The sequence below is a fragment of the Pseudomonas sp. 01L34 genome, assembly GCF_056400265.1.
The window spans coordinates 1-25,756 of the sequence record NZ_JBFTSX010000003.1 but is presented as its reverse complement, the minus strand read 5'-3'; the positions used below and the strand labels follow the sequence as shown (position 1 = coordinate 25,756).

General features: G+C 58.6%; 29 protein-coding genes. 11 read left to right on the top strand and 18 right to left on the bottom strand.

Annotated elements, in window-relative coordinates; genetic code table 11:
• The first annotated feature begins 29 nt into the window (after positions 1–29).
• Entirely contained in the window at positions 30–677 is a 648-nt protein-coding gene (locus AC1DQM_RS08640; RefSeq protein WP_477746024.1) for a dual specificity protein phosphatase family protein, read from the top strand.
• Positions 678–723: 46 nt separating this feature from the next.
• Here AC1DQM_RS08640 and AC1DQM_RS08635 read toward each other — a convergent pair whose 3' ends face one another.
• Together AC1DQM_RS08635 and prlC are read right to left on the bottom strand one after the other, a co-directional pair.
• Positions 724–1,011, bottom strand: a complete 288-nt coding sequence (locus tag AC1DQM_RS08635) for a YheV family putative zinc ribbon protein (RefSeq protein WP_064615693.1) — start codon at positions 1,009–1,011, stop codon at positions 724–726.
• Positions 1,008–3,059 carry an oligopeptidase A gene (prlC, locus tag AC1DQM_RS08630; RefSeq protein ID WP_018927248.1) on the bottom strand — a complete coding sequence of 684 codons (2,052 nt, stop codon included), beginning with the start codon at positions 3,057–3,059 and terminating at the stop codon, positions 1,008–1,010. Before prlC ends, AC1DQM_RS08635 begins: the two co-directional genes overlap by 4 nt.
• Positions 3,060–3,159: 100 nt before the next feature.
• On the opposite strand from prlC, the gene AC1DQM_RS08625 reads away from it, so the two are divergent.
• Positions 3,160–3,705 (top strand): gamma carbonic anhydrase family protein, encoded by a 546-nt coding sequence (locus AC1DQM_RS08625; protein WP_007940736.1) that lies wholly within the window; start codon positions 3,160–3,162, stop codon positions 3,703–3,705.
• 45 nt (positions 3,706–3,750) lie between these two features.
• Positions 3,751–4,401 carry an HAD family hydrolase gene (locus AC1DQM_RS08620; RefSeq protein WP_086945262.1) on the top strand — a complete coding sequence of 217 codons (651 nt, stop codon included), beginning with the start codon at positions 3,751–3,753 and terminating at the stop codon, positions 4,399–4,401.
• A gap of 38 nt (positions 4,402–4,439) precedes the next feature.
• Here the strand turns inward: AC1DQM_RS08620 and AC1DQM_RS08615 are convergent, their stop codons facing one another.
• Complete coding sequence (locus AC1DQM_RS08615) at positions 4,440–5,531, bottom strand: aminopeptidase (protein WP_026286505.1); 1,092 nt, start codon at positions 5,529–5,531, stop codon at positions 4,440–4,442.
• Positions 5,532–5,590: 59 nt separating this feature from the next.
• Between AC1DQM_RS08615 and AC1DQM_RS08610 the strand changes: the two genes are divergently transcribed.
• Positions 5,591–6,007, top strand: a complete 417-nt coding sequence (locus AC1DQM_RS08610) for a PA0061/PA0062 family lipoprotein (protein WP_018927245.1) — start codon at positions 5,591–5,593, stop codon at positions 6,005–6,007.
• 40 nt (positions 6,008–6,047) lie between these two features.
• Positions 6,048–6,467 carry a PA0061/PA0062 family lipoprotein gene (locus tag AC1DQM_RS08605; RefSeq protein WP_064615701.1) on the top strand — a complete coding sequence of 140 codons (420 nt, stop codon included), beginning with the start codon at positions 6,048–6,050 and terminating at the stop codon, positions 6,465–6,467.
• A 6-nt stretch (positions 6,468–6,473) separates the two neighbouring features.
• On the opposite strand, the gene AC1DQM_RS08600 is transcribed toward AC1DQM_RS08605, so the two are convergent.
• Both AC1DQM_RS08600 and AC1DQM_RS08595 read right to left on the bottom strand, forming a co-directional pair.
• Positions 6,474–6,707 carry a DUF1161 domain-containing protein gene (locus AC1DQM_RS08600; protein ID WP_018927243.1) on the bottom strand — a complete coding sequence of 78 codons (234 nt, stop codon included), beginning with the start codon at positions 6,705–6,707 and terminating at the stop codon, positions 6,474–6,476.
• Between the two features lie 178 nt (positions 6,708–6,885).
• The gene (locus AC1DQM_RS08595; protein ID WP_008152515.1) at positions 6,886–7,317 is read right to left on the bottom strand and encodes an OsmC family protein; all 432 of its coding nucleotides are present in this window, start codon (positions 7,315–7,317) and stop codon (positions 6,886–6,888) included.
• Between the two features lie 237 nt (positions 7,318–7,554).
• Between AC1DQM_RS08595 and AC1DQM_RS08590 the strand changes: the two genes are divergently transcribed.
• Positions 7,555–8,556, top strand: coding sequence for an LLM class flavin-dependent oxidoreductase (locus AC1DQM_RS08590; protein WP_477746023.1), 1,002 nt, complete (start codon positions 7,555–7,557; stop codon positions 8,554–8,556).
• 62 nt (positions 8,557–8,618) lie between these two features.
• Here AC1DQM_RS08590 and AC1DQM_RS08585 read toward each other — a convergent pair whose 3' ends face one another.
• A complete protein-coding gene (locus AC1DQM_RS08585) occupies positions 8,619–8,843 on the bottom strand; it encodes a DUF1161 domain-containing protein (protein ID WP_018927241.1) in 225 nt (74 codons plus the stop codon).
• 126 nt (positions 8,844–8,969) lie between these two features.
• Positions 8,970–9,185, bottom strand: coding sequence for a dodecin (locus tag AC1DQM_RS08580; protein WP_018927240.1), 216 nt, complete (start codon positions 9,183–9,185; stop codon positions 8,970–8,972).
• Between the two features lie 156 nt (positions 9,186–9,341).
• Between AC1DQM_RS08580 and AC1DQM_RS08575 the strand changes: the two genes are divergently transcribed.
• Complete coding sequence (locus AC1DQM_RS08575; protein WP_064615705.1) at positions 9,342–9,668, top strand: ElaB/YgaM/YqjD family protein; 327 nt, start codon at positions 9,342–9,344, stop codon at positions 9,666–9,668.
• On the opposite strand, the gene AC1DQM_RS08570 is transcribed toward AC1DQM_RS08575, so the two are convergent.
• A complete protein-coding gene (locus AC1DQM_RS08570) occupies positions 9,665–10,558 on the bottom strand; it encodes a LysR family transcriptional regulator (protein ID WP_018927238.1) in 894 nt (297 codons plus the stop codon). The genes AC1DQM_RS08575 and AC1DQM_RS08570 overlap by 4 nt on opposite strands.
• Before the next feature lie 112 nt (positions 10,559–10,670).
• Between AC1DQM_RS08570 and trpB the strand changes: the two genes are divergently transcribed.
• Both trpB and trpA read left to right on the top strand, forming a co-directional pair.
• Positions 10,671–11,906 carry a tryptophan synthase subunit beta gene (trpB, locus tag AC1DQM_RS08565; protein WP_018927237.1) on the top strand — a complete coding sequence of 412 codons (1,236 nt, stop codon included), beginning with the start codon at positions 10,671–10,673 and terminating at the stop codon, positions 11,904–11,906.
• Positions 11,906–12,718 carry a tryptophan synthase subunit alpha gene (gene trpA, locus AC1DQM_RS08560; protein WP_477746022.1) on the top strand — a complete coding sequence of 271 codons (813 nt, stop codon included), beginning with the start codon at positions 11,906–11,908 and terminating at the stop codon, positions 12,716–12,718. Before trpB ends, trpA begins: the two co-directional genes overlap by 1 nt.
• 279 nt (positions 12,719–12,997) lie before the next feature.
• Here trpA and AC1DQM_RS08555 read toward each other — a convergent pair whose 3' ends face one another.
• The 10 genes from AC1DQM_RS08555 to AC1DQM_RS08510 form a co-directional block, all read right to left on the bottom strand.
• Positions 12,998–14,959: a DUF7844 domain-containing protein gene (locus AC1DQM_RS08555; RefSeq protein WP_064615709.1), complete on the bottom strand. Its 1,962-nt coding sequence runs from the start codon at positions 14,957–14,959 to the stop codon at positions 12,998–13,000.
• Positions 14,956–15,276, bottom strand: coding sequence for a DUF2388 domain-containing protein (locus AC1DQM_RS08550; RefSeq protein ID WP_111453141.1), 321 nt, complete (start codon positions 15,274–15,276; stop codon positions 14,956–14,958). Before AC1DQM_RS08550 ends, AC1DQM_RS08555 begins: the two co-directional genes overlap by 4 nt.
• A gap of 27 nt (positions 15,277–15,303) precedes the next feature.
• The gene (locus AC1DQM_RS08545) at positions 15,304–15,621 is read right to left on the bottom strand and encodes a DUF2388 domain-containing protein (RefSeq protein WP_477746021.1); all 318 of its coding nucleotides are present in this window, start codon (positions 15,619–15,621) and stop codon (positions 15,304–15,306) included.
• A 107-nt stretch (positions 15,622–15,728) separates the two neighbouring features.
• On the bottom strand, positions 15,729–16,046 hold the full coding sequence (locus tag AC1DQM_RS08540) for a DUF2388 domain-containing protein (RefSeq protein WP_064615713.1): 318 nt from the start codon (positions 16,044–16,046) through the stop codon (positions 15,729–15,731).
• A gap of 340 nt (positions 16,047–16,386) precedes the next feature.
• On the bottom strand, positions 16,387–16,602 hold the full coding sequence (locus AC1DQM_RS08535) for a DUF1127 domain-containing protein (protein WP_018927231.1): 216 nt from the start codon (positions 16,600–16,602) through the stop codon (positions 16,387–16,389).
• 319 nt (positions 16,603–16,921) lie between these two features.
• On the bottom strand, positions 16,922–18,415 hold the full coding sequence (locus AC1DQM_RS08530) for an acetyl-CoA hydrolase/transferase family protein (RefSeq protein WP_477743512.1): 1,494 nt from the start codon (positions 18,413–18,415) through the stop codon (positions 16,922–16,924).
• A gap of 188 nt (positions 18,416–18,603) precedes the next feature.
• Complete coding sequence (locus AC1DQM_RS08525) at positions 18,604–20,052, bottom strand: NAD(P)(+) transhydrogenase (Re/Si-specific) subunit beta (protein ID WP_018927229.1); 1,449 nt, start codon at positions 20,050–20,052, stop codon at positions 18,604–18,606.
• Positions 20,052–20,375, bottom strand: coding sequence for an NAD(P) transhydrogenase subunit alpha part 2 (locus tag AC1DQM_RS08520; RefSeq protein WP_003187010.1), 324 nt, complete (start codon positions 20,373–20,375; stop codon positions 20,052–20,054). The genes AC1DQM_RS08525 and AC1DQM_RS08520 overlap by 1 nt, the downstream gene beginning before the upstream one ends.
• A gap of 15 nt (positions 20,376–20,390) precedes the next feature.
• The gene (locus AC1DQM_RS08515) at positions 20,391–21,512 is read right to left on the bottom strand and encodes a Re/Si-specific NAD(P)(+) transhydrogenase subunit alpha (RefSeq protein WP_018927228.1); all 1,122 of its coding nucleotides are present in this window, start codon (positions 21,510–21,512) and stop codon (positions 20,391–20,393) included.
• Positions 21,513–21,946: 434 nt separating this feature from the next.
• Entirely contained in the window at positions 21,947–22,846 is a 900-nt protein-coding gene (locus tag AC1DQM_RS08510; protein ID WP_018927227.1) for a LysR family transcriptional regulator, read from the bottom strand.
• Positions 22,847–23,003: 157 nt separating this feature from the next.
• On the opposite strand from AC1DQM_RS08510, the gene AC1DQM_RS08505 reads away from it, so the two are divergent.
• Positions 23,004–24,185: an acyl-CoA dehydrogenase gene (locus AC1DQM_RS08505; RefSeq protein WP_018927226.1), complete on the top strand. Its 1,182-nt coding sequence runs from the start codon at positions 23,004–23,006 to the stop codon at positions 24,183–24,185.
• 13 nt (positions 24,186–24,198) lie between these two features.
• Positions 24,199–25,419: a CaiB/BaiF CoA transferase family protein gene (locus AC1DQM_RS08500; RefSeq protein ID WP_477746020.1), complete on the top strand. Its 1,221-nt coding sequence runs from the start codon at positions 24,199–24,201 to the stop codon at positions 25,417–25,419.
• Positions 25,420–25,756 lie beyond the last annotated feature (337 nt).

Genomic DNA, 25,756 nt, shown 5'->3' with positions numbered 1-25,756 from the left:
CTTATCCACCACTTCACGGTCGCCTGAGCATGTCCCTACTGCGCCTTCTACCTGCGACGCTTCTTTTGTCGCTGGCCGCACTTTTCAACCTGACGCTGGCCCACGCTGACGACGCTGCTCTATCCCGGCCTGCGGACTGGGCTCAATCGGTGGAGGTTCAGTACAACCTCTATCAGATGTCCCCGACCCTCTATCGCAGTGCGTTGCCGGACAAGGGGGCGGTGCCGTTGCTGGAAAAACTCAAGGTCGCCACCGTCATCAACTTCCTGCCTGAACCGGACTCGAGCTGGTTGTCAAAACCCGGAATCACCCAGATACAACTGCCCTACCGCACCAATCATGTGGATGACAGTGATGTGCTCAAGGCCCTTCGCACGATTCAGACCGCCGAGGCCAAAGGGCCTGTGCTTATGCACTGCAAACACGGCTCGGATCGCACCGGCCTGATGGCGGCGATGTACCGGGTGGTGGTGCAGGGCTGGAGTAAGGAAGATGCGCTGAGTGAAATGACTCAGGGCGGTTTTGGCGATAGCACCCACTTCAAGGACGGCATTCGCTACATGATGCAGGCCGATGTCGACAAACTTCGTACGGCGCTGGCCAATGGTGATTGCAGCACAAGTCCGTTTGCCATGTGTTCGATGAAGAGTTGGTTCAACTCGGCCCATGTCGAGTAAGTAACACCTTCCACTGCGTTGCGCAGTGGAAGGTGTTTTTCGATACTCAGTGTTGCTCGTCAGGCTTTTTCTTCAGCTTCGGGTTCGGGAAAAACTGCACGGCCTGAACCTTGGCGTCCGGCACCTTGGGTGCCGAGGTGTTAACCCGGGTGCCCAATTCCTTGGGCACCGACAGACCTTGTTCATTCAGCGTGTCGGAATAACCGCAGGCCACGCACTCGCGATGCGGAACGGTATCTTCGTTCCACATCATCAATTTGTCCGGCTCGCTACAGGCCGGGCAGACCGCCCCGGCGATAAAGCGTTTTTTGGTAATCACAGGTCCCTCACTCATGCTGCCGCGTCCTCGGTCAGGCCGCTGTGGCGCAAGAGTGCGTCAATCGATGGCGCACGGCCACGGAAGTCGACGAACAGCACCATCGGTTCCTGGGAACCACCTCGTGCCAGGATCGCTTCGCGGAATGCACGACCGGTCTGGGCATTGAGCACGCCGTCTTCTTCGAATTTCGAGAAGGCATCGGCCGACAACACTTCAGCCCACTTGTAGCTGTAGTAGCCCGCCGCGTAACCACCGGCGAAGATGTGGGCGAAGCTGTTGGGGAAACGGTTGTAGGCCGGTGGACGCATGACCGAAACCTCATCACGCACGCCTTCGAGCACTTGCAGCACGCTGCGGCCGTCGCCGTGAGTGGCGTGCAGCTCGAAGTCGAACAGCGAGAACTCCAGTTGGCGGACCATCATCAGTCCGGACTGGAAGTTCTTCGCCGCGAGCATTTTCTCCAGCAGATCCTGAGGCAACGGTTCGCCGGTTTCGTAGTGTCCGGAAATCAGTGCCAGACCTTCCGGCTCCCAGCACCAGTTTTCCATGAACTGGCTTGGCAGCTCGACCGCATCCCAGGCCACGCCGTTGATGCCGGACACGCCAGCGTGCTCGACGCGGGTCAGCAGGTGATGCAGGCCGTGACCGAATTCATGGAACAGGGTGGTCACTTCGTCGTGGGTCAGCAGGGCTGGTTTACCGCTGTCGGCCGGGGTGAAGTTGCACACCAGGTTCGCTACCGGGCTTTGCAGCACACCATTGATTGTGCGGCGGTGATCGCGGGCGCCGTCCATCCAGGCACCGCCACGCTTGTTGGCGCGGGCATAGAGGTCGAAGAAGAAGCGGCCGACGTGCTGGCCGTTTTCCTTGATTTCGAACAGGCGAACGTCCGGGTGCCAGGTATCGAAGCCTTTCAGCTCGGCGATCTCGATGCCGTACAGCCGCTGGACGATGGCGAACAGCCCACCCAGAACCTTGTCGATCGGGAAGTACGCGCGAAGGGTTTCCTGGGCAACGCTGTAGCGCTGCTCGCGAAGTTTTTCACCGTAGAAACCGCTGTCCCAGCTTTGCAGGTCCGGGCAACCCTGTTCGGCGGCGTAGGCCTTGAGCTGCTCCAGATCCCGGACGGCGAACGGCTTGCTGCGCTTGGCCAGGTCGCGCAGGAAGCTGAGTACCTGATCGCTGGATTCGGCCATTTTGGTCGCCAGGCTCAGCTCCGAGAAGCTGGTGAAACCCAACAGTTTTGCCAGTTCCTGACGCAGGTCGAGGATTTCTTCCATGACCGGGCCGTTATCGTTCTGACCGGCATTCGGACCTTGGTCCGACGCACGGGTGCAGTAGGCGGCGTAGACTTCTTCGCGCAGGGCGCGGTCCTGGGCGTAGGTCATCACCGCGTAGTAACTCGGGAATTCCAGGGTGATCAGCCAGCCGTCGAGGTCTTTGGCTTGCGCGGCGGCGGCCATCTGCGCCTTGGCTGAATCGGTCAGGCCAGCGAGGGCGGCTTCGTCAGTGATGTGCTTGGTCCAGGCCTGAGTGGCGTCGAGCAACTGGTTGGAGAAGCGACTGCCCAGCTCCGACAGTTTGCTCTGCACGTCGGCATAACGCTTTTGTTCGGCTTCAGGCAGGTCGATACCCGACAGGCGGAAGTCACGCAGGGCGTGCTCCAGGATGGTTTTCTGCGCCACGTCGAAACCGGCGGCCTCAGGACTGTTCGCCAGCGCTTCATAGGCCTGAAACAGTTCACGGTTCTGGCCCAGCTCGGTGGCGTAGGCGCTCAGGGCCGGCAGGCAGGACTCGTAAGCCTCGCGCAACTCAGCGCTGTTGCACACGGCATTGAGGTGGCTGACCGGGCTCCAGGCGGCGCCCAGACGATCGTTGAGTTCGTCCATCGCCAGCACCAGGCCGGCCCAGGTCGGTTGTTTGGCCTGGGTCTTGAGGATTTCGACAATGGCGGCGCGGTTGTCAGCCAGGATCTTTTCAATGGCCGGTTGCACGTGTTCGGCACGGATCGCCGAGAACGGCGGCAGGTCGTAGGACTGCAGAAGAGGGTTGTTCACGCTCACGGTTGGCACCTTGGCTGGAAAACATGCGGAAGAAACATGCGCCCATCTTAATTACAATCGACGCTCACCGCAGCTATCGGCAACAGAGAGAAACCCTATCGTGACCCTTCGCAAGTATCAGAACTACACGCCGCTGCTGGGCAAAGGCGCTTTTGTCGACGGCTCGGCAGTGGTGATCGGCGACGTCGAAATCGGCGAAGACAGCTCCGTCTGGCCGCTGACGGTGATCCGCGGTGACATGCATCGCATCCGGATCGGTGCGCGCACCAGCGTGCAGGACGGCTGCGTGTTGCACATCACCCATGCAGGGCCATTCAACCCCGATGGCTTTCCGTTACTGATCGGCGACGATGTGACCATCGCGCATAAAGTCATGCTTCATGGTTGCGCCGTGGGCAACCGGATTCTGATCGGAATGGGCAGCATCGTCATGGACGGTGCGGTGGTCGAGGACGATGTGATCATTGGCGCCGGTAGCCTGGTGCCACCGGGTAAGCGCCTGGAAAGCGGTTTCCTTTATGTCGGGAGCCCGGTGAAACAGATCCGGCCGCTGACGGACAAGGAAAAAGCCTTTTTCACCTACAGTGCAGCGAATTACGTGAAGCTCAAGGACCTGCATCTGGCCGAAGGCTACGACCAGCTCTAAGCCGCTTGATAACGGAAAGCGTCTCGCTATTGCTCAGGAATTTCCATGCATTACCAAACCGTACTGTTCGACCTCGATGGCACGCTGACCGACCCGCGCGAAGGCATCACCCGCTCCATCCAGTTCGCCCTGAGCAAACTGGGTATCGATGAACCGGACCTGACCAGGCTCGAACATTTCATTGGCCCGCCATTGTTGCAGGCGTTCATGCAGTTCTATGACTTCGACGAACCCAAGGCCTGGGAGGCAGTGAACTTCTATCGTGAACGCTTCAAGGTCACCGGCCTGTATGAAAACCGCGTGTTCGACGGCGTCACGCCTCTACTGGAAACCCTCGGTGGCCAAGGGCGGCAGCTGTACATCGCGACCTCCAAGCCGTGGGTTTTCGCCCGGGAAATTGCCCGGCACTTCGACTTCGCCAAGCATTTCAAGATGATTTATGGCAGTGAGCTGGATGGCACGCGGACCAACAAGGTCGAGCTGATTGCACACTTGATGGCCGAAGAAGGTCTCGACCCGGCCAATACGCTGATGATCGGCGACCGTAAGCACGACCTGATCGGTGCCCGCAGCAATGGGCTGGACGCGGCAGCGGTGGGTTATGGGTTTGGCAGCCGGGAAGAGTTGAGCGCCGAAGCACCGGCGTATCACTTCGAGACGCTGGATGAGTTGCATCAGGCGTTTTTGCAGCGCTGATCAAATCCCTTCGCGGGCAAGCCCGCGAAGGGGCCCGTTCAGCCACCGGAATTCGCTGATCCTGCCAACGCCCTCAACGCCGCCTTGCGCTCCCCAACCGGCAACGTGCCTACCTTCTCCACTGCCGCATAAAACCTCACCCAATCACCATCGACCTGCCTGAACAGTGCGGTAAACGCTGGCACCCACTGGTCATACAAACCAAACGGCAATAATCGGGCGTTGTTCATCGGGGCGTTGATCCATGCATCGTAGCGATTGTTGCCAGCCCATTGGCTGTCACGCAGGGTCCTGTACTCACGGCGCAGTTGTTCGAACTCGGCCGCTTTTCGCTCACGCATTTGGTCGGCCGGTAGCGGTAGGGCGTAAAGCCGTTCAAGCCGGGTGCGGGTGTCCAGAATCAATTGGATGAACTGGTCGCGTTGGCGTACCAACGCTCCATTATCCGGCGGCATGTCTCGGAATGCGCGCCATTGGCGAGTGCCTTCCTGTTCGACGAACGTGGCGAAGGACTCGTTGAACTCGGTGTCGTCTTTCACATAAAAACGTTGGTGCGCGAGTTCGTGGAATATCAGCGTCGCCAACCGCTCGTCGCCCCACGCCATCATCGAGCTAATAATCGGATCGTTGAACCAACCGAGCGTCGAATAGGCCTCGACGCCGCCGATCGACACGTCCATACCTTGCAGGCGTTGCAAGGCGGCCTCACCGCGAGCAGCGCTCTGACTGTAAAAACCGCGATAAGCGACGCAGCCGGCGACGGGGAAGCAATGGTTCTGCGGCTTCAGCGAAAACTCCGGCGTGGCGAAGACATTCCAGACTACAAACGGTCGGCCGATGTCGGCGTACAAGCGGTAGCTCTGGTTGTCCGGCAGATGCAGGTGTTGGCTGGCGAACGTTCGGGCTTTTTGTGACTGGGCCAGGTGCGCACGCAATTGCCGATCGCGGTCGGGGTCGGCAATTACATTGGCAATCGGCTCCCGGGCCCGCAGCAAGTGCAGCTGACCACTGGCCAATTGGCCGTAATAGCTGACGCTCGCGCAGCCATTGAGCGACAAAAGAAAAACACCCGGAAACAAAATGCGTAAAACGCGATCAAGTAACCCAAGGCTTGGACGCGGCCTGATCAAAATAAAAAAATCCCTGGAAAGTCTGCCCGCAAGACTATCCCGCCTATTGGAGCTCCGCTATGCGCAAATTGATGCTGACGGGAGGCCTGCTGATGCTGGCCGGCTGTGCCGGATTGCCCACCCCTGATCCTTCGCAGGCCTGGATCGATCTTGATCCATTACAACAAGACGCCGCGCTGCAAGCGCTGAAAGTCGATGACAAGGCGTCCATCGACAAGCGCTACTTCCAGGTGCAGCCCGGCAGCCATGAGCTGAAGGTTCGCTATTTGTTCGCGGTCCAGCCGACCAACATTGGCCCCGATGCCGAGCCGTTGTGGCGCGACTGCCAGTTGAATGTGAAATTCAAGGACTTCAACGCCGGGCAGCGGTATCAGCTGCAAGCGGGGAATATCGGCTTTCGGCCGTGGGCAAAGCTTTATGATCAGCAGCGAAAAGTGATTGGGCAGGGTAAGCCAGCGGGCTGCCAACGCACCTGATCGGCGCTATGCTGAATGATCAGTCCTTGGGATATTCATCATGCGCAGGTTGTTGCTGTTGCTCGCTGCAGGTGCCTTTGTCGGCTGCACGAGTCCGTTGCCGGCGGTCAATCCGCAGATGGCCTGGGTCGACTTCGCTACGCCAGTTCCCGGCGGGAAACTGCTGATGGCCGATCGTCTGGACAACCAGCGGTTGAGCGATGGCCGTTACTTTCAGGTCACCCCGGGTAGTCATGAGCTCAGGGTACGTTTTGACTTTGAAGTGTTTGGCGGAGGGCCGGGGTTGCTGAACACTCCTCTGGAGCGAATATGCTACCTGACCATCAATTACGACCATTTCGAGGCCGGCCAGCGTTATCTGTTGGAAGCTCGCTCCATAGCGTTCAGCCCCAGCGCCCGGCTGTATAACGCCAAGCGGGAGATTGTCGCCGAAGATCGCGAGAGCTACTGCCTCATGTGAGGCGAATCAACGGTCATTTTTTTGGTAGATGATTTTCTTCGTGCCGCCGTCGCACGTGCCGACCACCATATTCTGATCGTGCACTTCGTCGTTGGTGACGATTTCCAGGGTGTAGGACGAGACGTTATTGGCCTGGATCTTGGCTTCGATCTCAGCCTTGAGTTCCTCACACGATTTGGTTACCGCGAGAGCCGATGTGGCCAGCGTGCAACAGATAACCGCCAAGGCAAAACGTTTCATGGTTGAAGCTCCCTTGAGGCAGCGCGCACGGTGATGCGCTAAAGCTGCTGTCATTTATTCGACCACAATTACGCCAGCCATGTTTTGTTCCAACGCAAAAAAAGATCGCAGCTTTCGACAGCGCCTACCGATCAATCAATAATCCAGGCGCTGCCGACGGCTGCGATCTTTTATCGGTTTAGCTGACCAACGTCGCATCCAGGCTGATTTTCGCATTCAGCACCTTGGACACCGGGCAGCCCTCTTTGGCCTTGTTGCTCAATTCCTCGAATTGCGCCTGGGTCGCCCCAGGGATTTTCGCCTTGAGGATCAGTTTCACTGCGGTGATTGCAAAGCCGCCGTCCACCTGGTCCAGAGTGACTTCGGCATTGGTGTCGATGCTGTCGGCCTTGAGGCCGGCATCGCCGAGAATCATTGAAAATGCCATGGAGAAACAGCCCGCGTGGGCCGCACCGATCAACTCTTCCGGATTGGTGCCTTTACCGCCTTCGAAACGGGCCTTGAAGCCGTAAGGGGCTTCTCTGAGTACGCCGGTTTCCGTGGAGATTGAGCCGATGCCGGTTTTCAGGTCACCTTCCCAATGAGCCGATGCTTTCTTTGTGATAGCCATGTCTGCCTCCTCAAGATCCGGCGCGAAACGTCGCGCCTTCGTGGTTTTCGGTTACCAGGGTTCTGAGGATAGACCGTCAGGCAAAGTTCATCTCATCTGATCAGTCCTCTAATCGCGTAGGAATTTTGTCTCGTCTATTGAAACTCGGGTATATGCCCTCATTGCATAGAACACGCTTATAGACTCGGCAGGTTTTCGTTGGTGAAAAACCTGCTTACCCATTGGAGAAGCAGGTTTATGAAACGACTGTCTGAGATCAAGTTTTCGACCCTCGATCTGGTGCCCGTGCGCGAGAACGGCAGTGCGGCCCTGTCTCTGCGCAATTCCTTGGACCTGGCGCAGCACGTCGAAAAATTCGGCTACAACCGCTTTTGGGTCGCCGAACACCACAATATGGACGGGATCGCCAGCTCGGCGACCTCGGTCCTGCTGGGCTATCTGGCCGGTGGCACTTCGACCATTCGTGTCGGCTCGGGGGGCGTGATGTTGCCCAACCATGCGCCGCTGGTGATCGCCGAGCAGTTCGGCACCCTTGAAAGCCTGTATCCAGGCCGGATCGACCTGGGCCTGGGTCGCGCGCCCGGCTCCGATCAAATGACCGCCCGCGCCTTGCGTCGCGAGCGTTCCGGCAGCGCCGACGATTTCCCGGAAGACGTGGCCGAGTTGATGCGCTACCTCGGCCCACGCACGCCGGATCAGCGGATCATTGCCATGCCAGGTACCGGCACCAATGTCCCGGTCTGGTTGTTGGGTTCGAGCCTGTTCAGTGCGCAGCTGGCCGGTGAGCGCGGATTGCCCTACGCCTTCGCTTCACATTTTGCACCGCGCTTCATGCATGAAGCGATTCGCGTCTACCGCAACCACTTCAAGCCATCAGCGGTGTTGGATAAGCCTTACGTGATGCTCGGTGTGCCGCTGGTGGCGGCAGACACCGACGAGCAGGCCGATTACCTGGCCACTTCGGTGTACCAGCGGATTCTTGCGTTGATGCGTGGCCAGAGCCTGGTGCAACGCCCACCCGTGAAGACCATGGACGGCCTGTGGCTGCCCCATGAGAAAGAAGCGGTCGGTGATTTCCTGGGGCTGGCGATGGTCGGCAGCCCGCAGAAAATCCGCGCCAAGCTTGAGGTGCTGATCGAACAGACCCAGGCGGATGAACTGATTTTCACCTGTGACCTGTATGAACATGCCGATCGCGTGCACTCCTATGAACTGTTGGCGCAGGTCATGAAGGGCTGACACTTAAACGGCATCCACAAAAAGCCGACGCCATGGCGTCGGCTTTTCGTTATTGAGGGAAGTCAGCCCTGTTTGTAAACGATTACCTTGGAGCCCTTCTCGCATTTCCCGACGACTTTTCCACCGGCAGCAGTGCCTTTGTCGACGATCTCCAGCGTGTAATTGGAAACACCCTTGGCGTCCAGTTTTGCAGCAATTTCGGCTTTCAGCTCTTCACACGACTTGACCTGGGCAAAGGCTGTTCCCGCAAGGCTCAACAAACCTACCGCCAGAATAAACTTCTTCATGGGTTGCACTCCTTGGTCGGATCAATAGAGGGAGGGCATCCAGCTACCGGATGCGCTCATTCTGTAGCGCTTTGCTGTTTCCTATGGCATTCAGTCGTCGCGCAAGTTCAGACGGCTGGCTCAAACTCAGCTGCTGGCAATCCGGAACCCGACTTTGAGTGTCACCTGGAAGTGTGCAGCTTTGCCGTCTTTGATATGCCCGCGAGTTTCGGTCACTTCAAACCATTCCATGTACTTGAGGCTTTTGTTGGCTTCGGCCAAGGCATTGTTGATGGCGTCTTCAATGCTGCTGGTGGACGAGCCAACCAGTTCGACTTTCTTGTAGGTGTGATGGTCAGACATGGCGTTCTCCTTGAGGTGTGAAATACAGCCTAGCAGTGATTTTTCTTATTTCTTCTGTCGACCAATCCGTAGTGACGTTCAGATTTACTGCACTTTCTCGAACCCCTGAAGTCCCAACCAACACACGTCACTCATCAACAATGCAGGAGAGCCATCATGGCCAACACGTCGTTACGCAACGCCTCATTGCAAAGCATGGAAGCCGAGATCGAGAGTCTGTTGAAATCGTTGGAAAGCTTGAAGGACGACGCCTCGGACGAGTCGCGTAAAACTATCAAGACGTTGAAAAGCAACGCCGAGAACGCGCTGAAACACTCACGCCATCTGCTCACCGATGCTTATGAAGAGGTTAAGGTCAAAACCCGTGAAACCGGGATCGCGACTCGTGACTACGCCCAGGAGCACCCTTGGACTACAGCCGGTGTTGCCGTGGGTGCGCTGGGATTGCTCGCGGCCTATTTATTGTTCAAGCGCGGTCATTAAGGTGTCTGGCGCAGTTCGTTTTTAAGCCACTGCGCCAACTGCCGAGCGCGCCCGTCCGCGGCGCGCTTGGGGAGCCACAACGCCAGTTGCGCCGGGGTTTCACGGAAGCCCCATGGCGCAACCAGGCGACCGGCCTTCACGTCTTCGGCCACCAGCGGCTCGGGCGCGATGGCCACGCCCAGCCCGGCCACTGCCGCTTCCAGCAAATAATACAAATGCTCGAAGCCCTGACCGTACTTCAGCGCCTTGTCGTCGAGGCCGCTTTGCTGTGCCCAGATCGGCCAGGCTTGCGGACGTGAGGTGGTGTGCAGCAAGGGTTCGCTCAACAGTGTGCTTGCCGGTGCGTTTCGTAGTCTTTCGTAGCCGGCAAATCGCGGGCTCATGACCGGGCCGATTCGTTCGCTCACCAACTCGTAGACCTGCATATCCGCCGGCCACGGCGGCTCCGCAAATACCAACAAGGCATCCAGACCAGGCCGTCGTGGATCGAGATCGCCTTCGCCAGCCGACAGGTGCAAGCGCAGATCTGGTAGGTCCGCATTCAGGCGCCCCAAACGCGGAATGAACCAGCGCGCCAAAAGACTGCCCGAGCAGCCGAGCACGAACGGCGCATCGGCGGTGCTTTGGGTCAGCTCGGCGCAAACGCTGCGCAAACGCTCGAAGGCTTCGCCGCTGGCATCGCGCAATCGAACGCCGGCATCTGTGAGTTTAAGGCCGCGTCCATCCTTGATGAACAGGCTCACGCCGAGGTGTTCCTCCAGTACCTTGAGTTGCCGGCTGACCGCGCCATGGGTGACGTGCAGCTGTTCGGCAGCCTGACTGACGCTGTTCAGGCGGGCAGTGGCTTCGAAGGCGCGAAGCGCGTTCAGCGGGGGGAGGTCATGGCTCATGGGATCTGTGAGTTTTCCTGACAGGTTGCGGCGATCTTATCGGTTTTCAGCGTGGGATGTCAGGGGTAGAGTGAACCCCATCGTCACCTCTCGAATACAACTGGAGCGACCCATGACCCAGACTAATCTGCGCAACGGCCCCGACGCCAACGGCCTGTTTGGCGCGTTCGGTGGCCGTTACGTCGCCGAAACCCTGATGCCGTTGATCCTCGATCTGGCCCGTGAATACGAAGCAGCCAAGGAAGATCCGGCATTCAAGGAAGAATTGGCCTACTTTCAGCGTGATTACGTCGGACGTCCAAGCCCACTGTATTTCGCCGAACGCCTGACTGAGTTCTGCGGTGGCGCGAAAATTTACCTCAAGCGCGAAGAGCTGAACCACACCGGCGCGCACAAGATCAACAACTGCATCGGCCAGATCCTGCTGGCGCGGCGCATGGGCAAGAAACGCATCATCGCCGAGACCGGCGCCGGCATGCACGGCGTGGCGACCGCCACCGTGGCCGCGCGTTTCGGCCTCGAATGCGTGATCTACATGGGTACCACTGACATCGAACGTCAGCAAGCCAACGTGTTTCGCATGAAGCTGCTGGGCGCCGAAGTGATCCCGGTAGTCGCGGGCACCGGCACCCTCAAAGACGCAATGAACGAAGCCCTGCGTGACTGGGTGACCAACGTAGACAGCACCTTCTACCTGATCGGCACTGTGGCCGGTCCGCACCCGTACCCGGCCATGGTTCGCGACTTCCAGGCCGTCATCGGCAAGGAAACCCGCGAGCAGTTGCAAGCCCAGGAAGGTCGTCTGCCAGACAGCCTGGTGGCGTGCATCGGCGGTGGTTCCAATGCCATGGGCCTGTTCCACCCGTTCCTCGATGATAAGAGCGTCGAGATCATCGGCGTCGAAGCGGCCGGTTACGGCATCGAAACCGGCAAGCACGCGGCCAGCCTGAACGGTGGCGTACCAGGCGTGCTGCACGGTAACCGTACGTTCCTGTTGCAGGACGATGATGGCCAGATCATTGACGCGCACTCGATTTCAGCCGGTCTCGACTATCCAGGCATCGGCCCGGAACACGCCTGGTTGCATGACATCGGCCGCGTCCAGTACACCTCGGTGACCGACGACGAAGCCCTCGACGCATTCCATAAGTGCTGCCGCCTGGAAGGGATTATTCCTGCACTGGAAAGCGCCCATGCCCTGGCCGAAGTGTTCAAGCGCGCACCGACCCTGCCGAAAGATCACCTGATGGTGGTCAACCTGTCCGGCCGTGGTGACAAAGACATGCAAACCGTGATGCACCACATGGAAAACTCTCAACAAGTGCAGTCCAAGCAGGAGAAACACTGATGAGCCGCCTGCAAAAGCGTTTTGCCGAACTCAAGGAACAGAACCGCGCCGCCCTGGTGACCTTCGTGACCGCCGGCGATCCGAGCTATGACACGTCCCTGGCGATCCTCAAAGGCTTGCCCGGTGCCGGCGCCGACGTGATCGAGTTGGGCATGCCCTTCACTGATCCGATGGCCGATGGTCCGGCGATCCAGTTGGCCAACATTCGTGCCTTGGGCGCCAAGCAGAACCTGGCGAAAACCCTGCAAATGGTTCGCGAGTTCCGCAAAGGCAACAGCGAGACTCCGCTGGTGTTGATGGGTTACTTCAACCCGATTCACATGTACGGCGTGCCGCGTTTCATCGCTGAAGCCAAAGAAGCCGGTGTCGATGGCCTGATCGTGGTCGACATGCCGCCAGAACATAACGCTGAATTGTGCGACCCGGCACAGGCGGCGGGCCTGGACTTCATCCGTCTGACCACTCCGACGACTGACGATGGGCGTCTGCCGACCGTACTGAATGGCAGTTCCGGATTTGTGTACTACGTGTCTGTGGCGGGTGTGACCGGTGCGGGCGCGGCGACTCTGGAACATGTCGAAGAGGCCGTCACCCGTCTGCGTCGCCATACCGATCTGCCGATCAGCATCGGCTTCGGTATTCGCACACCGGAACAGGCAGCGGCCATCGCGCGTCTGGCTGATGGTGTGGTGGTGGGGTCGGCGCTGATCGATCACATCGCCAACGCCTCGACCCCGGATCAGGCTGTGGAGGGCGTACTCAGCCTGTGCGCGGCCTTGTCCGAGGGCGTGCGTAAAGCGCGGGTCAGCTGAAAGTAAGAGAGGAATTAGTGCCTCGCGGCACAGCACATACAGCAAGACCGAGGGCTTCAGGACTACGTTCTGAAGCCCTTTTTGCTGTATGTCTCGATGGGGGCTTGTATTGATACACAGCTAAGCGATCAGGAGACCGGCTGTGGCGAGGGCGCTTGCTCCCGTTCGGCGGCGAAGCCATCATCCTATGGTGTCTGGTCGATTTCGGGGGCCGCTTCACGCCCCAGTGGGAGCAAGCTCCCTCGCCACAGTGATTCTGCTCTTTCGGGGGCCTATGTTTCAGGGCAACTCCAACCCACCCGCAGCCTTGTGCAACTTCCTCAAATGTTCGCCAACCTGTTTCAGGTTCTCTTCGTTGGCGGCCATTTCAGCAGCGCGGCTTGGCTCGAGCAGCGCTCGCACTTCCTTGTCGAGGTCCCCGGTCAGCACTTGAAGCTGCTTCTGACGCAGATTGCTTTCCGACTCCAGGCGTGTCCACTCGTTCGGCTGCGGCAAACCATAGCCACCGGTGCCGAGCAGTTCGGCCGGACGGCTGAGGAAGCCACTGTTGGCGAGAATCTGCTTCAAGGTCGCGTTGGCCTTATCCATGCTGCCGTTGTTCAATTCCTGAGCGCCCAGATAGCGTTGCTTCACTTCGTCCTGGGCCAATACTAATTGTTGGCGGAAGCTCGCCTGCTCCAGTAACAGCAATGCCGCGCTGGTGCGCAGGTCCGCCTGGTCAATCCATTTGCGGCGCTCATCAGCTTTCAATGCCAGCCAGTCTTCGACCTTTTCCTGCTTGATCGGCAAGTGCTTTTTCAGCACCTCGAACATCGCTTGATAACGCTCGCGGAAGGAGTCGAAGCGATAGCCCAGGCGTAACGCTTCGCGAGGGTCGTCGAGCACGCTGGTATCCGCCAGTCCACGGCTCTTGAGTACTTCCAGCAAGCCGTTGGGCATGATGCTGTCGAGCCCTGTCAGCTGGGCATTATTGCTGCCGCTGCGTAGCAGCTTCAGGCTTTCCACGGCGCAGTTGTTGGACAGGAAGAAGTAATTGCCGTCGTAACTCCAGTGCATCTCGGCGGCGTGCTCCACCACGTCTTCGATCTCGCTGCGCGACAGGTTCAGCGGTACCGAGGCCAGGCTGCGCAGTTCGGTCTTGGTGTATTCGTCGATCACCTGGGCCAGCGGCAGCACAAACAGGCGCGATGGATATTTGCCCACCAGCCCATCCCAACTCGACAACTGTACGTCGCCGACGAAGGCGCGGTAAGACAGCACCAGATGTTGATCCAGATCGAGGCGGCAATCCGGCCCGCGAGGCCGACCGGGCGCGCAGATCACCAGTCGCAGCATGCTGTGACCCCAGCGGCTGACCCAGTTCTGATTGGCTTCTGCCAGCAGATAGTCGACGGCATACACCCGTTCCGGATCGACCTGGCCCAAGGGCTGTTTGGCGAAATCATTACCGGCATTGAGGAAGGCGAATGATCGGGCGCAGGTGTCTTTGGCGGCGGGCGCCCAGCCGAAGTGTTCTTTGTAGTAGCGATACAGCGCAGGGCGACGGCAGGCATAGCTTGGGTCGAGGAGGAAGTACTCCATGTTGACCGCGACGAACTCCTTCGGGCTGCTCGTCTCGTAGATGTCCGGGCTGCGGGCAATCTGCCGGTTGTGCTGTTCGCGCTCGCCGCGCCGACCGACGTATTGCGGCCAGCCGGCCAGATCAAGCAGGCGAGGGTCGTCGCTGAGGGTCCAACGTCGGTCGGTCTGTCCGCGGCACTGATCCGGGATGCCGATCAGTCCGGAGCTGCTGTTACGTTGTGTGCAGCGCTGGATCAGTGTGCGCTCGGCGTCCGGCCACAGGCGTGCGCGGTCGTAGATGTGGGTGAGCTCGTGCAACACCGTGGCGAGCAGTTCCTGACGCACGGTGCCGTGGGGGCGATAGGTTTTTTTGGTCGCGGCGCTGCCGTCGGTGAGGCTGGCGAGCAGGTTGCGATTCAGGTCGAGCTCGGACACCAGTGATGCCTGGCCATAGGCATTGCTCGGCATGTTGTCGGTCCAGCCGACATCGATGTGCCGGTCCAGCTGCTCGATGAAACGTGGCGGTAACGCCTGCATGGCTTCATCGAGCAGCGCCTGACTGGCCTGCTGTTGCGCGGGGCTCAGGCCGTCGGTCTTGAGCCGCAATTGCAAGCCGGCCTGGGCCGTGCTGCCAAGCAGCAACACAACCCCGGCCAGCAGCCAGGCGCTTAGTGATTTCACAGTGCGAGGACGGCTTCGGCGAGAACCTGATCACTGGCGTCGCGGGCTTCCGGTACGCGGGTGCGCAAGGTATCGAAGGCCGCTTCCAGGTGTGCACCACGGATTTCACCCTCGCTGGCGACGAAACTGGCCGCATCGTCGTGGGCTTCACGGACGATCTTCGAATCGCGGATGGACGTGGTGGTATCGGAAGTGAAATCAAGCGTGCGCTGGGAGGCACGAATGATCATGTTGCTGGTGGCTACCAGGGTGTGGGCCTGGGCCACGTCGGCCAATAGCAGCAGGCCAAGGGTGGCAGCAATCAGCGGGCTACGCATGGAGTGACTCCGGAGAAACAAGGATAACTATTGGACGAGAATTGCCTGCGCCAGTTCAAGGTCGCTGGCATGAAGTTTTGGCTGGGTCCGGCGCAGGTAGATCAAGGCCGATTCCAGTTGTGCTCCTCGCAGTTGGCCGTCACTGGCGATGAACGCTGCAGCGTCATCCCGGGCGGCGATCAGCATTTTATGGTCGAAGGGCGCGGTGGTCACCATGCTGGTGGCGTAACCACTGGCTACGGTGCCTTGTGTGGACAGGTTGAAAGCGTCGAAGGCATGGGCCGAACCCGACCAGCAGGCCGCGAGAAAAACCGGAGTGATCAACAGACTTGAAAGAAAACGCATGAGGCTCGATAGCTGAAAGCGAGCCCCAAGGCTAGCGCAATGCCCGGGCTAGAGCCAGCGTCGAAACATCGGGACACGACGGGCGTGTCCCGGTTCAGCACAGTTGCCTAGATCGTCAGGATGGCCTGGGCCAGCTGTGCGTCGGTCGCATTCAGTTGTGGAGCCTGTTGGCGGATATGGTTGAGCGCGCTTTCCAGTTTCACGCCACGGATGGCACCTTCACTGGCAACGAAGCTGGCGGCATCGTCACGGGCAGCACGGACGATTTTGTTGTCGCGAAAGGAGGACGAGACATCCGAAGTCGCGTCGGAGGAAGCCTTCAGGCCATTAACGATGGAGTCGGTGGTCACGATAAAACTGGAGGCGTGGGCATTGGCAGCCATGGCAAGCAGGGCTGCAGCGCTGAGCAGGCGAAGGGGGGACATGAGGTAGCTCCTTTGGATAGACCGATAGAGAGGTGGCAAAGGATCAGACGCCTGTCGTCTTAAAGCGTTCGCCACGTTTTATACAGATATTAGGCCTGCGTACATCGGTTAGAACAGTCCCGCTTGTTCATGCAGGCGAGCGCAGACACCCTTAGAATAAACTGTACTGGTTGTTTTTTTATATTTAAAAACTGTAACTGTCGGTAATTTTCTCTTCTGTACGCCCCCAATATGAAGCCCTAAAACGACAAAACCCGTCGTGGTTTCCCACGACGGGTTCTGTTTGTTCAATTCGGGTTGCTGGCGGTGGACCCGGTGGGTCAGAGCCAGCGACGCTAACTTAGCGCCAGAACGGCTTGCTCAGCTCTTCGTAGCGTTGTGCTTCGCTAATCCCGGCGTCAGCCAGCAGACGCGAATCCAGGCGAGCCAGTTGATGGCGGCTGGAGATGCGGCGCTGCCACAGCATCAGGTTGGCGATAACGCGCAAAGGCAGGGAAGCCTGGGTTTTTGCAGCAGTGTCTTCGAAGAACAGTTCGGAACTGAGTGTACGTTCCATGGTTGACATCCTTCCGCTTGTGGCGGGATTAGGTAGTGGTTTAACTGATGCCAATGATCCTCTCGTTTGGCCAGTCTCTGTAGATACAGTTCACCTGTATTGTGAGAGACCAGTTAACTGTTAAACGATGGTGTACTGGTCTAAATTGAGGCAACTGTACTTGTCAGCACCAATATGGTGCGTTTATGGGCGTTTGACTGGAAAAAGTAGGCAATTACGGTAGGAAAAGACCGGTACAGAAGTACAGTTTTTGATTGAAAAGAATACTCCAATAGCAAGCTGACGAAACTGTGTTTGCGTCAGCTGCTATCTGTATCAATTACACCGCCAGCATGCGCCCGGTTTCTTCCAGGTTTATGTGCCAGCTCAGTGCGTCACGCAGGATATGCGGGGTATGCCCGCCGACTGCGCAAGCAGCAGTGAAGTAGTCATTCAGGGCCTGGCGATAGTCCGGGTGAACACAGTTATCGATAATGACGCGGGCCCGCTCGCGCGGGGCCAGGCCACGGAGGTCGGCCAGGCCGATCTCGGTCACGAGAATATCGACGTCATGTTCTGTGTGGTCGACGTGGCTGACCATGGGGACCACGCTGGAAATCGCCCCGCCCTTGGCGATCGACTTGGTGACAAAAATCGCCAGGTGCGCATTGCGCGCGAAGTCGCCCGAGCCGCCGATGCCATTCATCATCCGCGTGCCACAGACGTGAGTGGAGTTGACGTTGCCGTACAGGTCGAACTCCAGCGCGGTGTTGATGCCGATGATGCCCAGGCGCCGCACCACTTCGGGGTGATTGGAGATTTCCTGGGGGCGCAGCACCAGCTTGTCCTTATAGTGCTCCAGATTCCCGAATACATCGGCATTGCGCCGGCTCGACAGGGTGATCGAACTGCCCGAAGCGAAGCTCAACTTGCCGGCGTCGATCAAATCGAAAGTCGAATCCTGCAGCACTTCGGAGTACATGGTCAGGTCTTCAAATGGCGAGTCGATCAAGCCGCACATCACCGAATTGGCGATGGTGCCGATTCCGGCTTGCAGTGGGCCGAGTTTGTTGGTCATGCGACCGGCAGCCACTTCTTGCTTGAAGAAGTCGATCAGGTGGTCGGCGATGGCCTGGGTGTCCACATCCGGCGGCAGCACAGTCGATGGCGAGTCGGATTGATTAGTGATCACGATCGCGACGATCTTTTCCGGCGGGATAGGAATGGCGGTGCTGCCAATGCGATCGTCGACCTTCACCAGTGGAATCGGCGTGCGGGTCGGCCGGTAGGTAGGGATATAGATGTCGTGCAAGCCTTCGAGATTCGGGTTGTGCGCCAGATTGATCTCGACGATCACGTGTTTGGCGAAAATCGCGAAGCTGGCCGAGTTGCCCACCGAGGTGGTCGGCACGATATGGCCCTGCTCGGTGATCGCCACGGCTTCGATCACCGCGATGTCCGGCAGCTTGAGTTGCTGGTTACGCAGCTGTTCTACGGTTTCCGACAGGTGCTGGTCGATGAACATGACTTCGCCGGCATTGATCGCCTTGCGCAGAGTGCTGTCCACCTGGAACGGCATGCGTCGCGACAGTACACCGGCTTCAGTCAGCTGTTTGTCGAGGTCGTTGCCCAGGCTGGCGCCGGTCATCAAGCTTATTTTCAGCGGCGTGACCTTGGCGCGCTCGGCCAGTGCATGAGGCACGGCCTTGGCTTCGCCGGCTCGGGTAAAGCCGCTCATGCCGACGGTCATGCCGTCCTGAATCAGAGCGGCAGCGTCGGCGGCGCTCATTACCTTGTCCAACAATGAAGGCAAGCGAATACGGTCACGGTACATGATTGTTATCTCGGGCAACGGAAGCAAGGTGCGCAGTCTAGTGAATTCGAGCGGTGCCCGTCCCGCTACCAAGGTCGCATTCGGGGCGTCTATTCCGGTGCTTTCAAGCAAAACACCTTTGCAGGATCGGTAACAGACGCAAACAAAAACGCCCCGACGAGTCGGGGCGTTCAGGTTGCCGAAGGGTTTTACTCGACGGCTTTAACCATGTCTTCGATGACTTTCTTGGCATCGCCGAAAACCATCATGGTCTTGTCCAGATAGAACAACTCGTTGTCCAGGCCGGCATAGCCGCTGGCCATCGAGCGCTTGTTGACGATGATGGTCTTGGCCTTGAACGCTTCGAGAATCGGCATGCCGGCAATCGGCGATTTCGGGTCGTTCTTGGCTGCCGGGTTCACCACGTCGTTGGCGCCGAGCACCAGCACCACGTCGGCCTGGCCGAACTCGGAGTTGATGTCTTCCATCTCGAACACCTGGTCGTAAGGCACTTCGGCCTCGGCCAGCAATACGTTCATGTGGCCAGGCATCCGGCCGGCAACCGGGTGAATCGCATACTTCACGGTTACGCCGCGGTGGCTCAGTTTCTCGGTCAGCTCTTTCAAGGCGTGCTGCGCCCGTGCTACCGCCAGGCCATAGCCTGGAACGATGATCACGGTGTCGGCGTTGGTCAGCAGGAAGGTGGCGTCATCAGCCGAACCGGATTTCACCGGACGGGCTTCTTTGGAGCCCGCCGGGCCAGCATCCGCGGTGTTGCCGAAGCCGCCGAGCAGTACGTTGAAGAACGAACGGTTCATCGCCTTGCACATGATGTACGAGAGGATTGCACCGCTTGAGCCCACCAGCGAGCCGGCAATGATCAGCATCGAGTTGTTCAGCGAGAAGCCGATACCCGCTGCCGCCCAACCGGAGTAGCTGTTGAGCATCGACACCACGACGGGCATGTCGGCGCCGCCGATCGGGATGATGATCAGCACGCCCATCACGAAGGCCAGGATCAGCATCAGGGCAAAGGCGCTGAAGTTGCCGGTCAGCATGAACGTGACACCCAGTGCCAGCGTCGCCAGACCCAGCAGCAGGTTCAGTTTGTGCTGACCGCTGAACTGTACTGGTGCGCCCTGGAACAGACGGAACTTGTACTTGCCCGACAGCTTGCCAAACGCGATCACCGAACCGGAGAAGGTGATTGCACCGATGGCCGCGCCGAGGAACAGCTCCAGACGGTTACCCGCCGGAATCGAATCGCCCAGATGTTTAACGATGCCCAACGACTGCGGCTCGACGACGGCTGCAATGGCGATGAACACCGCTGCCAGACCGATCATGCTGTGCATGAAGGCGACCAGCTCCGGCATTTTGGTCATTTCAACGCGCTTGGCCATGATCGAACCGGCGGTACCGCCGGCCAGCAGACCGACGATGACGTAGCCGATGCCGGCGGTAGCACCGCCTTGCTCAATGGAGAGCGCCGCCAGCTTATAGATGAGGCCGATGGTGGTGAGGATCGCCAAGGCCATGCCGAGCATGCCGTACACGTTGCCGCGCCGCGACGTGGTCGGGTGCGACAGGCCTTTGAGGGCCTGGATGAAGCAGATCGACGCGATCAGGTACAGCGTCGTTACCAGGTTCATGCTCATTACTTGGGCGCCTCTTCTTTTACGGCTTTCGGGGCTTTTTTCTTGAACATCTCAAGCATGCGACGGGTGACCAGGAAACCACCGAACACGTTCACGGCCGCCAGAGCCACCGCCAGGGTGCCCATGGTTTTGCCCAATGGTGTTACGGTCAAAGCAGCCGCCAGCATCGCGCCGACGATCACAATCGCCGAAATGGCGTTGGTCACCGCCATCAATGGCGTGTGCAGTGCAGGTGTAACGTTCCAGACCACGTGATAGCCGACATAAATCGCCAGCACGAAGATGATCAGGTTGTAGATACCGGGGGAGATAAGCTCTTCCATCGTCTGAATCCCTGCTTAGGCGTTTTTGCGGATGACTTGGCCGTCGCGGCACATCAGGCACGCGGCGACGATGTCGTCTTCTAGGTTCACTTCGAACTGGCCTTCCTTGTTGAAGACCAGCTTCAGGAAGTCCAGCAGGTTGCGTGCGTACAGCGCCGAAGCGTCTGCCGCCACCGCACCGGCCAGATTGGTCGGGCCGACAATGGTCACGCCATTCGAGACCACGACCTGGTCCGCCACGGTCAGCGGGCAGTTGCCGCCCTGCGCTGCGGCGAGGTCGACAACCACCGAGCCTGGCTTCATCTGCGCCACGGTTTCGGCGCTGAGCAGCGTCGGCGCCTTGCGACCCGGGATCAGTGCCGTGGTGATGACGATGTCAGCCTGCTTGGCGCGTTCGTGTACGGCCAGGGCCTGACGCTGCATCCAGCTGGCCGGCATGGGGCGCGCATAGCCGCCGACGCCGACGGCGCATTCGCGCTCTTCATCGGTTTCGTACGGCACGTCGACGAATTTCGCACCCAGGGATTCAATTTGCTCCTTCACCGCAGGACGCACATCGGACGCTTCGATCACGGCACCCAGACGTTTTGCCGTGGCAATCGCCTGCAAACCGGCCACACCGGCACCGAGAATCAGCACGCGCGCCGCTTTCACAGTGCCCGCGGCGGTCATCAACATCGGCATGAAGCGTGGGTAGTAGTGAGCGGCCAGCAGCACGGATTTATAGCCGGCGATGTTCGCTTGGGAGGACAGCACATCCAGGCTCTGGGCGCGGGAGGTGCGTGGCGCAGCTTCCAGCGCAAACGCGGTAATGCCGCATTCGGCCAGTTTGGCGATGGTTTCATTGCTGAACGGGTTGAGCATGCCGACCACTACGGTGCCGCTCTTGATCAGTGTCAGTTCGCTGTCGCTGGGGGCGACCACCTTGAGAATCAGCTCGGCACCAAACGCATCGTTGGCGCTGCCAATGGTTGCGCCTGCCGCTTCATAAGCACTGTCGACAACGCTGGCGTTAATGCCGGCGCCGCTTTGTACAGTGACCTTATGACCCTGGCCGATCAGCTTCTTGATGGTTTCCGGGGTTGCAGCAACCCGTGTTTCACCCGTCTGGGTTTCGAGAGGAACACCAATGTGCACGTCAAATCTCCTGCGTGATCTTATTGAGTAAACCCAGGCACTTCGGATGGTGCGGCTGGGGCGGCCGATCAGCACGATCCCGCCAAATCAGGGCGGGGCGCGGCATTTTGCAGGCGAACTTTGTGCCCTTCAAGGGATTATGACGGGTGACGGAAAATTAACTACAAGTCACCCCGTGACCGAATGTCGCACCTTTCCGTTAAATCCCTTGCAGGCCGTGGCTTCTAAGGATTTTTGCCAAAATTCAAGAATTTACACATCCGCACGGTGAATAGGTTGTCATTGCCTGCCAATAGAGGCTCAAAGCCACGTACTCAAACGCTTGTGGGACGTTTGTGCTGTTTGTCGGTACAGTCTGTCAATATGCGACAAATACTTATATCTGTAGTGCTTTTGTTTTGCTGACTACGCGGTCAACTAATGGGTGTGAGCCTTTATCCTTCTAGGTTGTAGCTGTGTGCCTGATTTACCAGCCAATCGCGAAAAGCCTTCAAAGAGGCTGATTCGACCTTTCGATCAGGAATCATCAGGTAGTAGGCCTTGATGCTCGATAGTGCTTGGGTATTGGCAATGACCAGACGCTTCTCCGCCAATTCGCGTTGAATCAGGAATGGCGGAATCAGCGCGATCCCCATGTCATGCATCGCTGCTTGGGCGAGCATGGAGAATAGCTCGTAACGCGGTCCTGTCATGTCTCGCGGGATATTCAGGTTCTGGGAGTTGAACCATTGGCGCCAGGCATAAGGGCGAGTGGTCTGTTGCAGCAAGGGCAGCTCGGCGATTTCGCCGGGGCTCAGGTTGGTTTTTTGGCCCAGCAGCGTGGGGCTGCACACCGGCATCGGGTTCTCGCCCATTAACCTGTGGGATTCGGTACCTGGCCAGTCGGCGTCGCCGAAATAAATGGCGGCATCGAAGTCGGTGTCGGCAAACAGGAAGGGGCGCGTACGGTTGGTGAGGTTGACTGTCACCTCCGGGTGTTTGTGCTGGAAATCCTTGAGTCGTGGCAGCAGCCATTGAGTGCCGAAGGTCGGAACCACCGCCAGTTCGATCGAGTTGGCTCCTTGTTGGCCCATCACTGACAAGGTGTCCCGTTCAACCGCGTCGAGTTGGGTGGCCACCCTGCGGCTGTAGGAAAGCCCGGCTTCTGTCAGCTTCACTCCGCGCCGTGAACGCCGGAAAAGCTCGACATTGAGGAACTCCTCGAGGCTGGCGATCTGTCGGCAAATCGCTCCCTGAGTGAGAGAAAGCTCCTGGGCCGCCTTGGTAAAGCTCTCGTGGCGCGCTGCCGCTTCAAAGCTGATCAGGGCTGTTGTGCTGGGGATCTTCCTGCGCATGTACGTCAACCTCACTAATGCATTGCATAAAGGCGATTTTGCAACGTTTCGAAGTGAGAAATTAGCACAACAGTATGCGAAAACCTCGTTTGCCGGGACGCCGAACCCGGCTTAGGATCAATCCACGTTGTTTGACCTGATTCGAGAGGACTCACTCATGGGCGGTAAAGCTAGCTTCAACTGGATCGATCCCCTGTTGCTGGATCAACAGCTCACTGAAGAAGAACGCATGATTCGCGACACGGCCGAGCAGTTTGCTCAGCAGAAGCTCGCACCGCGTGTTCTCGAAGCTTTCCGTCATGAGAAGACTGACCCGGCGATCTTCCGTGAGATGGGTGAGGTGGGTCTGCTGGGTGCGACCATCCCTGAGCAATACGGTGGCAGCGGCCTGAACTATGTCAGCTACGGCCTGATTGCCCGTGAGGTCGAGCGTGTCGACTCCGGCTATCGCTCGATGATGAGTGTGCAGTCTTCGCTGGTCATGGTTCCGATCAATGAGTTCGGTACCGAAGCACAGAAGCAGAAATACCTGCCGAAGCTGGCCACGGGTGAATGGATTGGTTGCTTCGGTCTGACCGAGCCCAACCACGGCTCCGACCCGGGCGCGATGATTACGCGTGCACGCAAAGTGGAAGGTGGCTACAGCCTCACCGGCAGCAAGATGTGGATCACCAACAGTCCGATCGCTGATGTATTCGTGGTTTGGGCTAAGGACGATGCGGGTGACATTCGTGGCTTTGTGCTGGAGAAGGGCTGGAAAGGTCTGAGCGCTCCGGCGATACACGGCAAGGTCGGCTTGCGAGCATCCATCACCGGCGAGATCGTCATGGACAACGTGTTTGTTCCTGAGGAGAACATTTTCCCGGATGTCCGTGGTTTGAAGGGCCCTTTTACCTGCCTTAACTCGGCGCGTTACGGTATTTCCTGGGGGGCACTGGGCGCTGCCGAGTTCTGCTGGCACACCGCTCGCCAGTACACCCTGGATCGTCAGCAATTTGGTCGTCCATTGGCGGCCACTCAGTTGATTCAGAAGAAGCTGGCCGACATGCAGACCGAAATCACTCTGGCGCTGCAAGGCTGCCTGCGTCTGGGACGAATGAAAGATGAAGGTACTGCTGCGGTCGAGATCACTTCGATGATGAAGCGCAACTCCTGCGGCAAGTCCCTCGACATCGCTCGCATGGCACGCGACATGCTGGGTGGCAACGGTATCTCCGATGAGTTCGGTGTGGCTCGCCACCTGGTCAACCTGGAAGTGGTGAACACCTATGAAGGTACGCATGACGTCCATGCGCTGATCCTCGGTCGCGCGCAGACCGGCCTCCAGGCGTTCTATTAATAGGAGAACGGCCATGGGCGCGCTTTCGCATCTACGGGTACTGGATTTGTCGCGGGTGCTCGCCGGGCCTTGGGCCGGGCAGATTCTTGCGGACCTTGGCGCTGACGTCATCAAGGTCGAGCGCCCGGGTAATGGCGATGACACGCGTGCCTGGGGGCCTCCGTTCCTTAAGGACGCTTATGGCGAGAACACCAGCGAGGCGGCCTATTACTTGTCCGCCAACCGCAACAAGCAATCGGTGACCATCGACTTCACGCGACCAGAGGGGCAGCGGCTGGTGCGTGAGTTGGCGGCGAAGTCGGATATCCTCATCGAGAACTTCAAGGTCGGTGGTCTTGCGGCATATGGGCTGGACTACGAGTCGCTAAAGGTGGCCAATCCGAAGCTGATCTATTGCTCGATCACCGGGTTCGGTCAGACCGGCCCGTATGCCAAGCGTGCGGGTTATGACTTCATGATCCAGGGCTTGGGCGGTCTGATGAGTTTGACCGGTCGCCCCGAAGGAGATGAAGGTGCAGGCCCGGTGAAAGTTGGCGTGGCGCTGACAGACATTCTGACTGGACTCTATTCAACGGTAGCGATCCTGGCTGCGCTGGCTCATCGGGATCATGATGGCGGCGGTCAGCACATTGATATGGCATTGCTGGACGTTCAGGTGGCGTGTCTGGCGAACCAGGCGATGAACTACCTGACTACGGGCATTGCGCCTAAGCGCCTGGGCAACGCCCATCCGAATATCGTGCCTTATCAGGACTTCCCTACAGCCGATGGCGACTTCATCCTTACCGTGGGTAATGATGGGCAGTTCCGCAAATTTGCGGAGGTGGCCGGGCAGCCGCAGTGGGCGGATGATCCGCGTTTTGCGACCAATAAGTTAAGGGTGGCAAATCGGGCGGTGCTGATCCCGCTGATCCGCCAGGCGACCGTGTTCAAGACCACTGCTGAATGGGTGACGCAGTTGGAGCAGGCAGGCGTGCCGTGTGGGCCGATCAATGATTTGGCCCAGGTGTTTGCCGACCCTCAGGTTCAGGCTCGAGGGTTGGCTATTGAGCTGCCTCATGCTTTGGCCGGGATCGTACCTCAAGTTGCGAGCCCGATACGCCTGTCCGAGACGCCAGTGGAGTACCGTAGCGCACCTCCTTTATTGGGTGAGCACACGCTGGAGGTTTTGCAGCGGGTATTGGGTCTGGATGCCGGTGCGGTCGCTGCTTTCAAAGAGGCGGGGGTGCTCTGAAGTCCTCTTCTATATAGAGGGAGTGGTTTTGCTCTCCTCTATAGAAGGAAAACGGGCGGTTTTCCGGCTTTCTGCAAACTATTGATAGAAAAGCCAAATTAGAGGTTGACGGCAGATTCTGGACGTCTATAATTCGCCCCACTTCCGGCGCAGTCGAAACGGAAAACTCCTTGGTAAACAACGAGTTAGCAGTTTTTGACAGCGGTTACGCTTCAGTTCATCGAAGCCAGAAGGAGTTGGTAAGGCAGGGTATTGTCGCCTTATTGACGGTTCGATCTTCTCGGTCGAAAGCGGAGAAAAAGAGGTGTTGACAGCAGCGACTAACGCTGTAGAATTC

Bases quoted from the DNA above. Each gene is read 5' to 3' on its own strand.
- AC1DQM_RS08640 (WP_477746024.1), top strand. From the start codon at position 30: ATGTCCCTACTGCGCCTTCTACCTGCGACGCTTCTTTTGTCGCTGGCC.
- AC1DQM_RS08570 (WP_018927238.1), bottom strand. From the start codon at position 10,558: ATGAGCCATGACCTCCCCCCGCTGAACGCGCTTCGCGCCTTCGAAGCC.
- trpA (WP_477746022.1), top strand. From the start codon at position 11,906: ATGAGCCGCCTGCAAAAGCGTTTTGCCGAACTCAAGGAACAGAACCGC.
- AC1DQM_RS08530 (WP_477743512.1), bottom strand. From the start codon at position 18,415: ATGTACCGTGACCGTATTCGCTTGCCTTCATTGTTGGACAAGGTAATG.
- AC1DQM_RS08600 (WP_018927243.1), bottom strand. From the start codon at position 6,707: ATGAAACGTTTTGCCTTGGCGGTTATCTGTTGCACGCTGGCCACATCG.
- AC1DQM_RS08585 (WP_018927241.1), bottom strand. From the start codon at position 8,843: ATGAAGAAGTTTATTCTGGCGGTAGGTTTGTTGAGCCTTGCGGGAACA.
- trpB (WP_018927237.1), top strand. From the start codon at position 10,671: ATGACCCAGACTAATCTGCGCAACGGCCCCGACGCCAACGGCCTGTTT.
- AC1DQM_RS08575 (WP_064615705.1), top strand. From the start codon at position 9,342: ATGGCCAACACGTCGTTACGCAACGCCTCATTGCAAAGCATGGAAGCC.
- AC1DQM_RS08580 (WP_018927240.1), bottom strand. From the start codon at position 9,185: ATGTCTGACCATCACACCTACAAGAAAGTCGAACTGGTTGGCTCGTCC.
- AC1DQM_RS08510 (WP_018927227.1), bottom strand. From the start codon at position 22,846: ATGCGCAGGAAGATCCCCAGCACAACAGCCCTGATCAGCTTTGAAGCG.
- AC1DQM_RS08525 (WP_018927229.1), bottom strand. From the start codon at position 20,052: ATGAGCATGAACCTGGTAACGACGCTGTACCTGATCGCGTCGATCTGC.
- AC1DQM_RS08505 (WP_018927226.1), top strand. From the start codon at position 23,004: ATGGGCGGTAAAGCTAGCTTCAACTGGATCGATCCCCTGTTGCTGGAT.
- AC1DQM_RS08605 (WP_064615701.1), top strand. From the start codon at position 6,048: ATGCGCAGGTTGTTGCTGTTGCTCGCTGCAGGTGCCTTTGTCGGCTGC.
- AC1DQM_RS08540 (WP_064615713.1), bottom strand. From the start codon at position 16,046: ATGTCCCCCCTTCGCCTGCTCAGCGCTGCAGCCCTGCTTGCCATGGCT.
- AC1DQM_RS08635 (WP_064615693.1), bottom strand. From the start codon at position 1,011: ATGAGTGAGGGACCTGTGATTACCAAAAAACGCTTTATCGCCGGGGCG.
- AC1DQM_RS08500 (WP_477746020.1), top strand. From the start codon at position 24,199: ATGGGCGCGCTTTCGCATCTACGGGTACTGGATTTGTCGCGGGTGCTC.
- AC1DQM_RS08520 (WP_003187010.1), bottom strand. From the start codon at position 20,375: ATGGAAGAGCTTATCTCCCCCGGTATCTACAACCTGATCATCTTCGTG.
- AC1DQM_RS08550 (WP_111453141.1), bottom strand. From the start codon at position 15,276: ATGCGTAGCCCGCTGATTGCTGCCACCCTTGGCCTGCTGCTATTGGCC.
- AC1DQM_RS08545 (WP_477746021.1), bottom strand. From the start codon at position 15,621: ATGCGTTTTCTTTCAAGTCTGTTGATCACTCCGGTTTTTCTCGCGGCC.
- AC1DQM_RS08535 (WP_018927231.1), bottom strand. From the start codon at position 16,602: ATGGAACGTACACTCAGTTCCGAACTGTTCTTCGAAGACACTGCTGCA.
- AC1DQM_RS08620 (WP_086945262.1), top strand. From the start codon at position 3,751: ATGCATTACCAAACCGTACTGTTCGACCTCGATGGCACGCTGACCGAC.
- AC1DQM_RS08590 (WP_477746023.1), top strand. From the start codon at position 7,555: ATGAAACGACTGTCTGAGATCAAGTTTTCGACCCTCGATCTGGTGCCC.
- AC1DQM_RS08610 (WP_018927245.1), top strand. From the start codon at position 5,591: ATGCGCAAATTGATGCTGACGGGAGGCCTGCTGATGCTGGCCGGCTGT.
- AC1DQM_RS08595 (WP_008152515.1), bottom strand. From the start codon at position 7,317: ATGGCTATCACAAAGAAAGCATCGGCTCATTGGGAAGGTGACCTGAAA.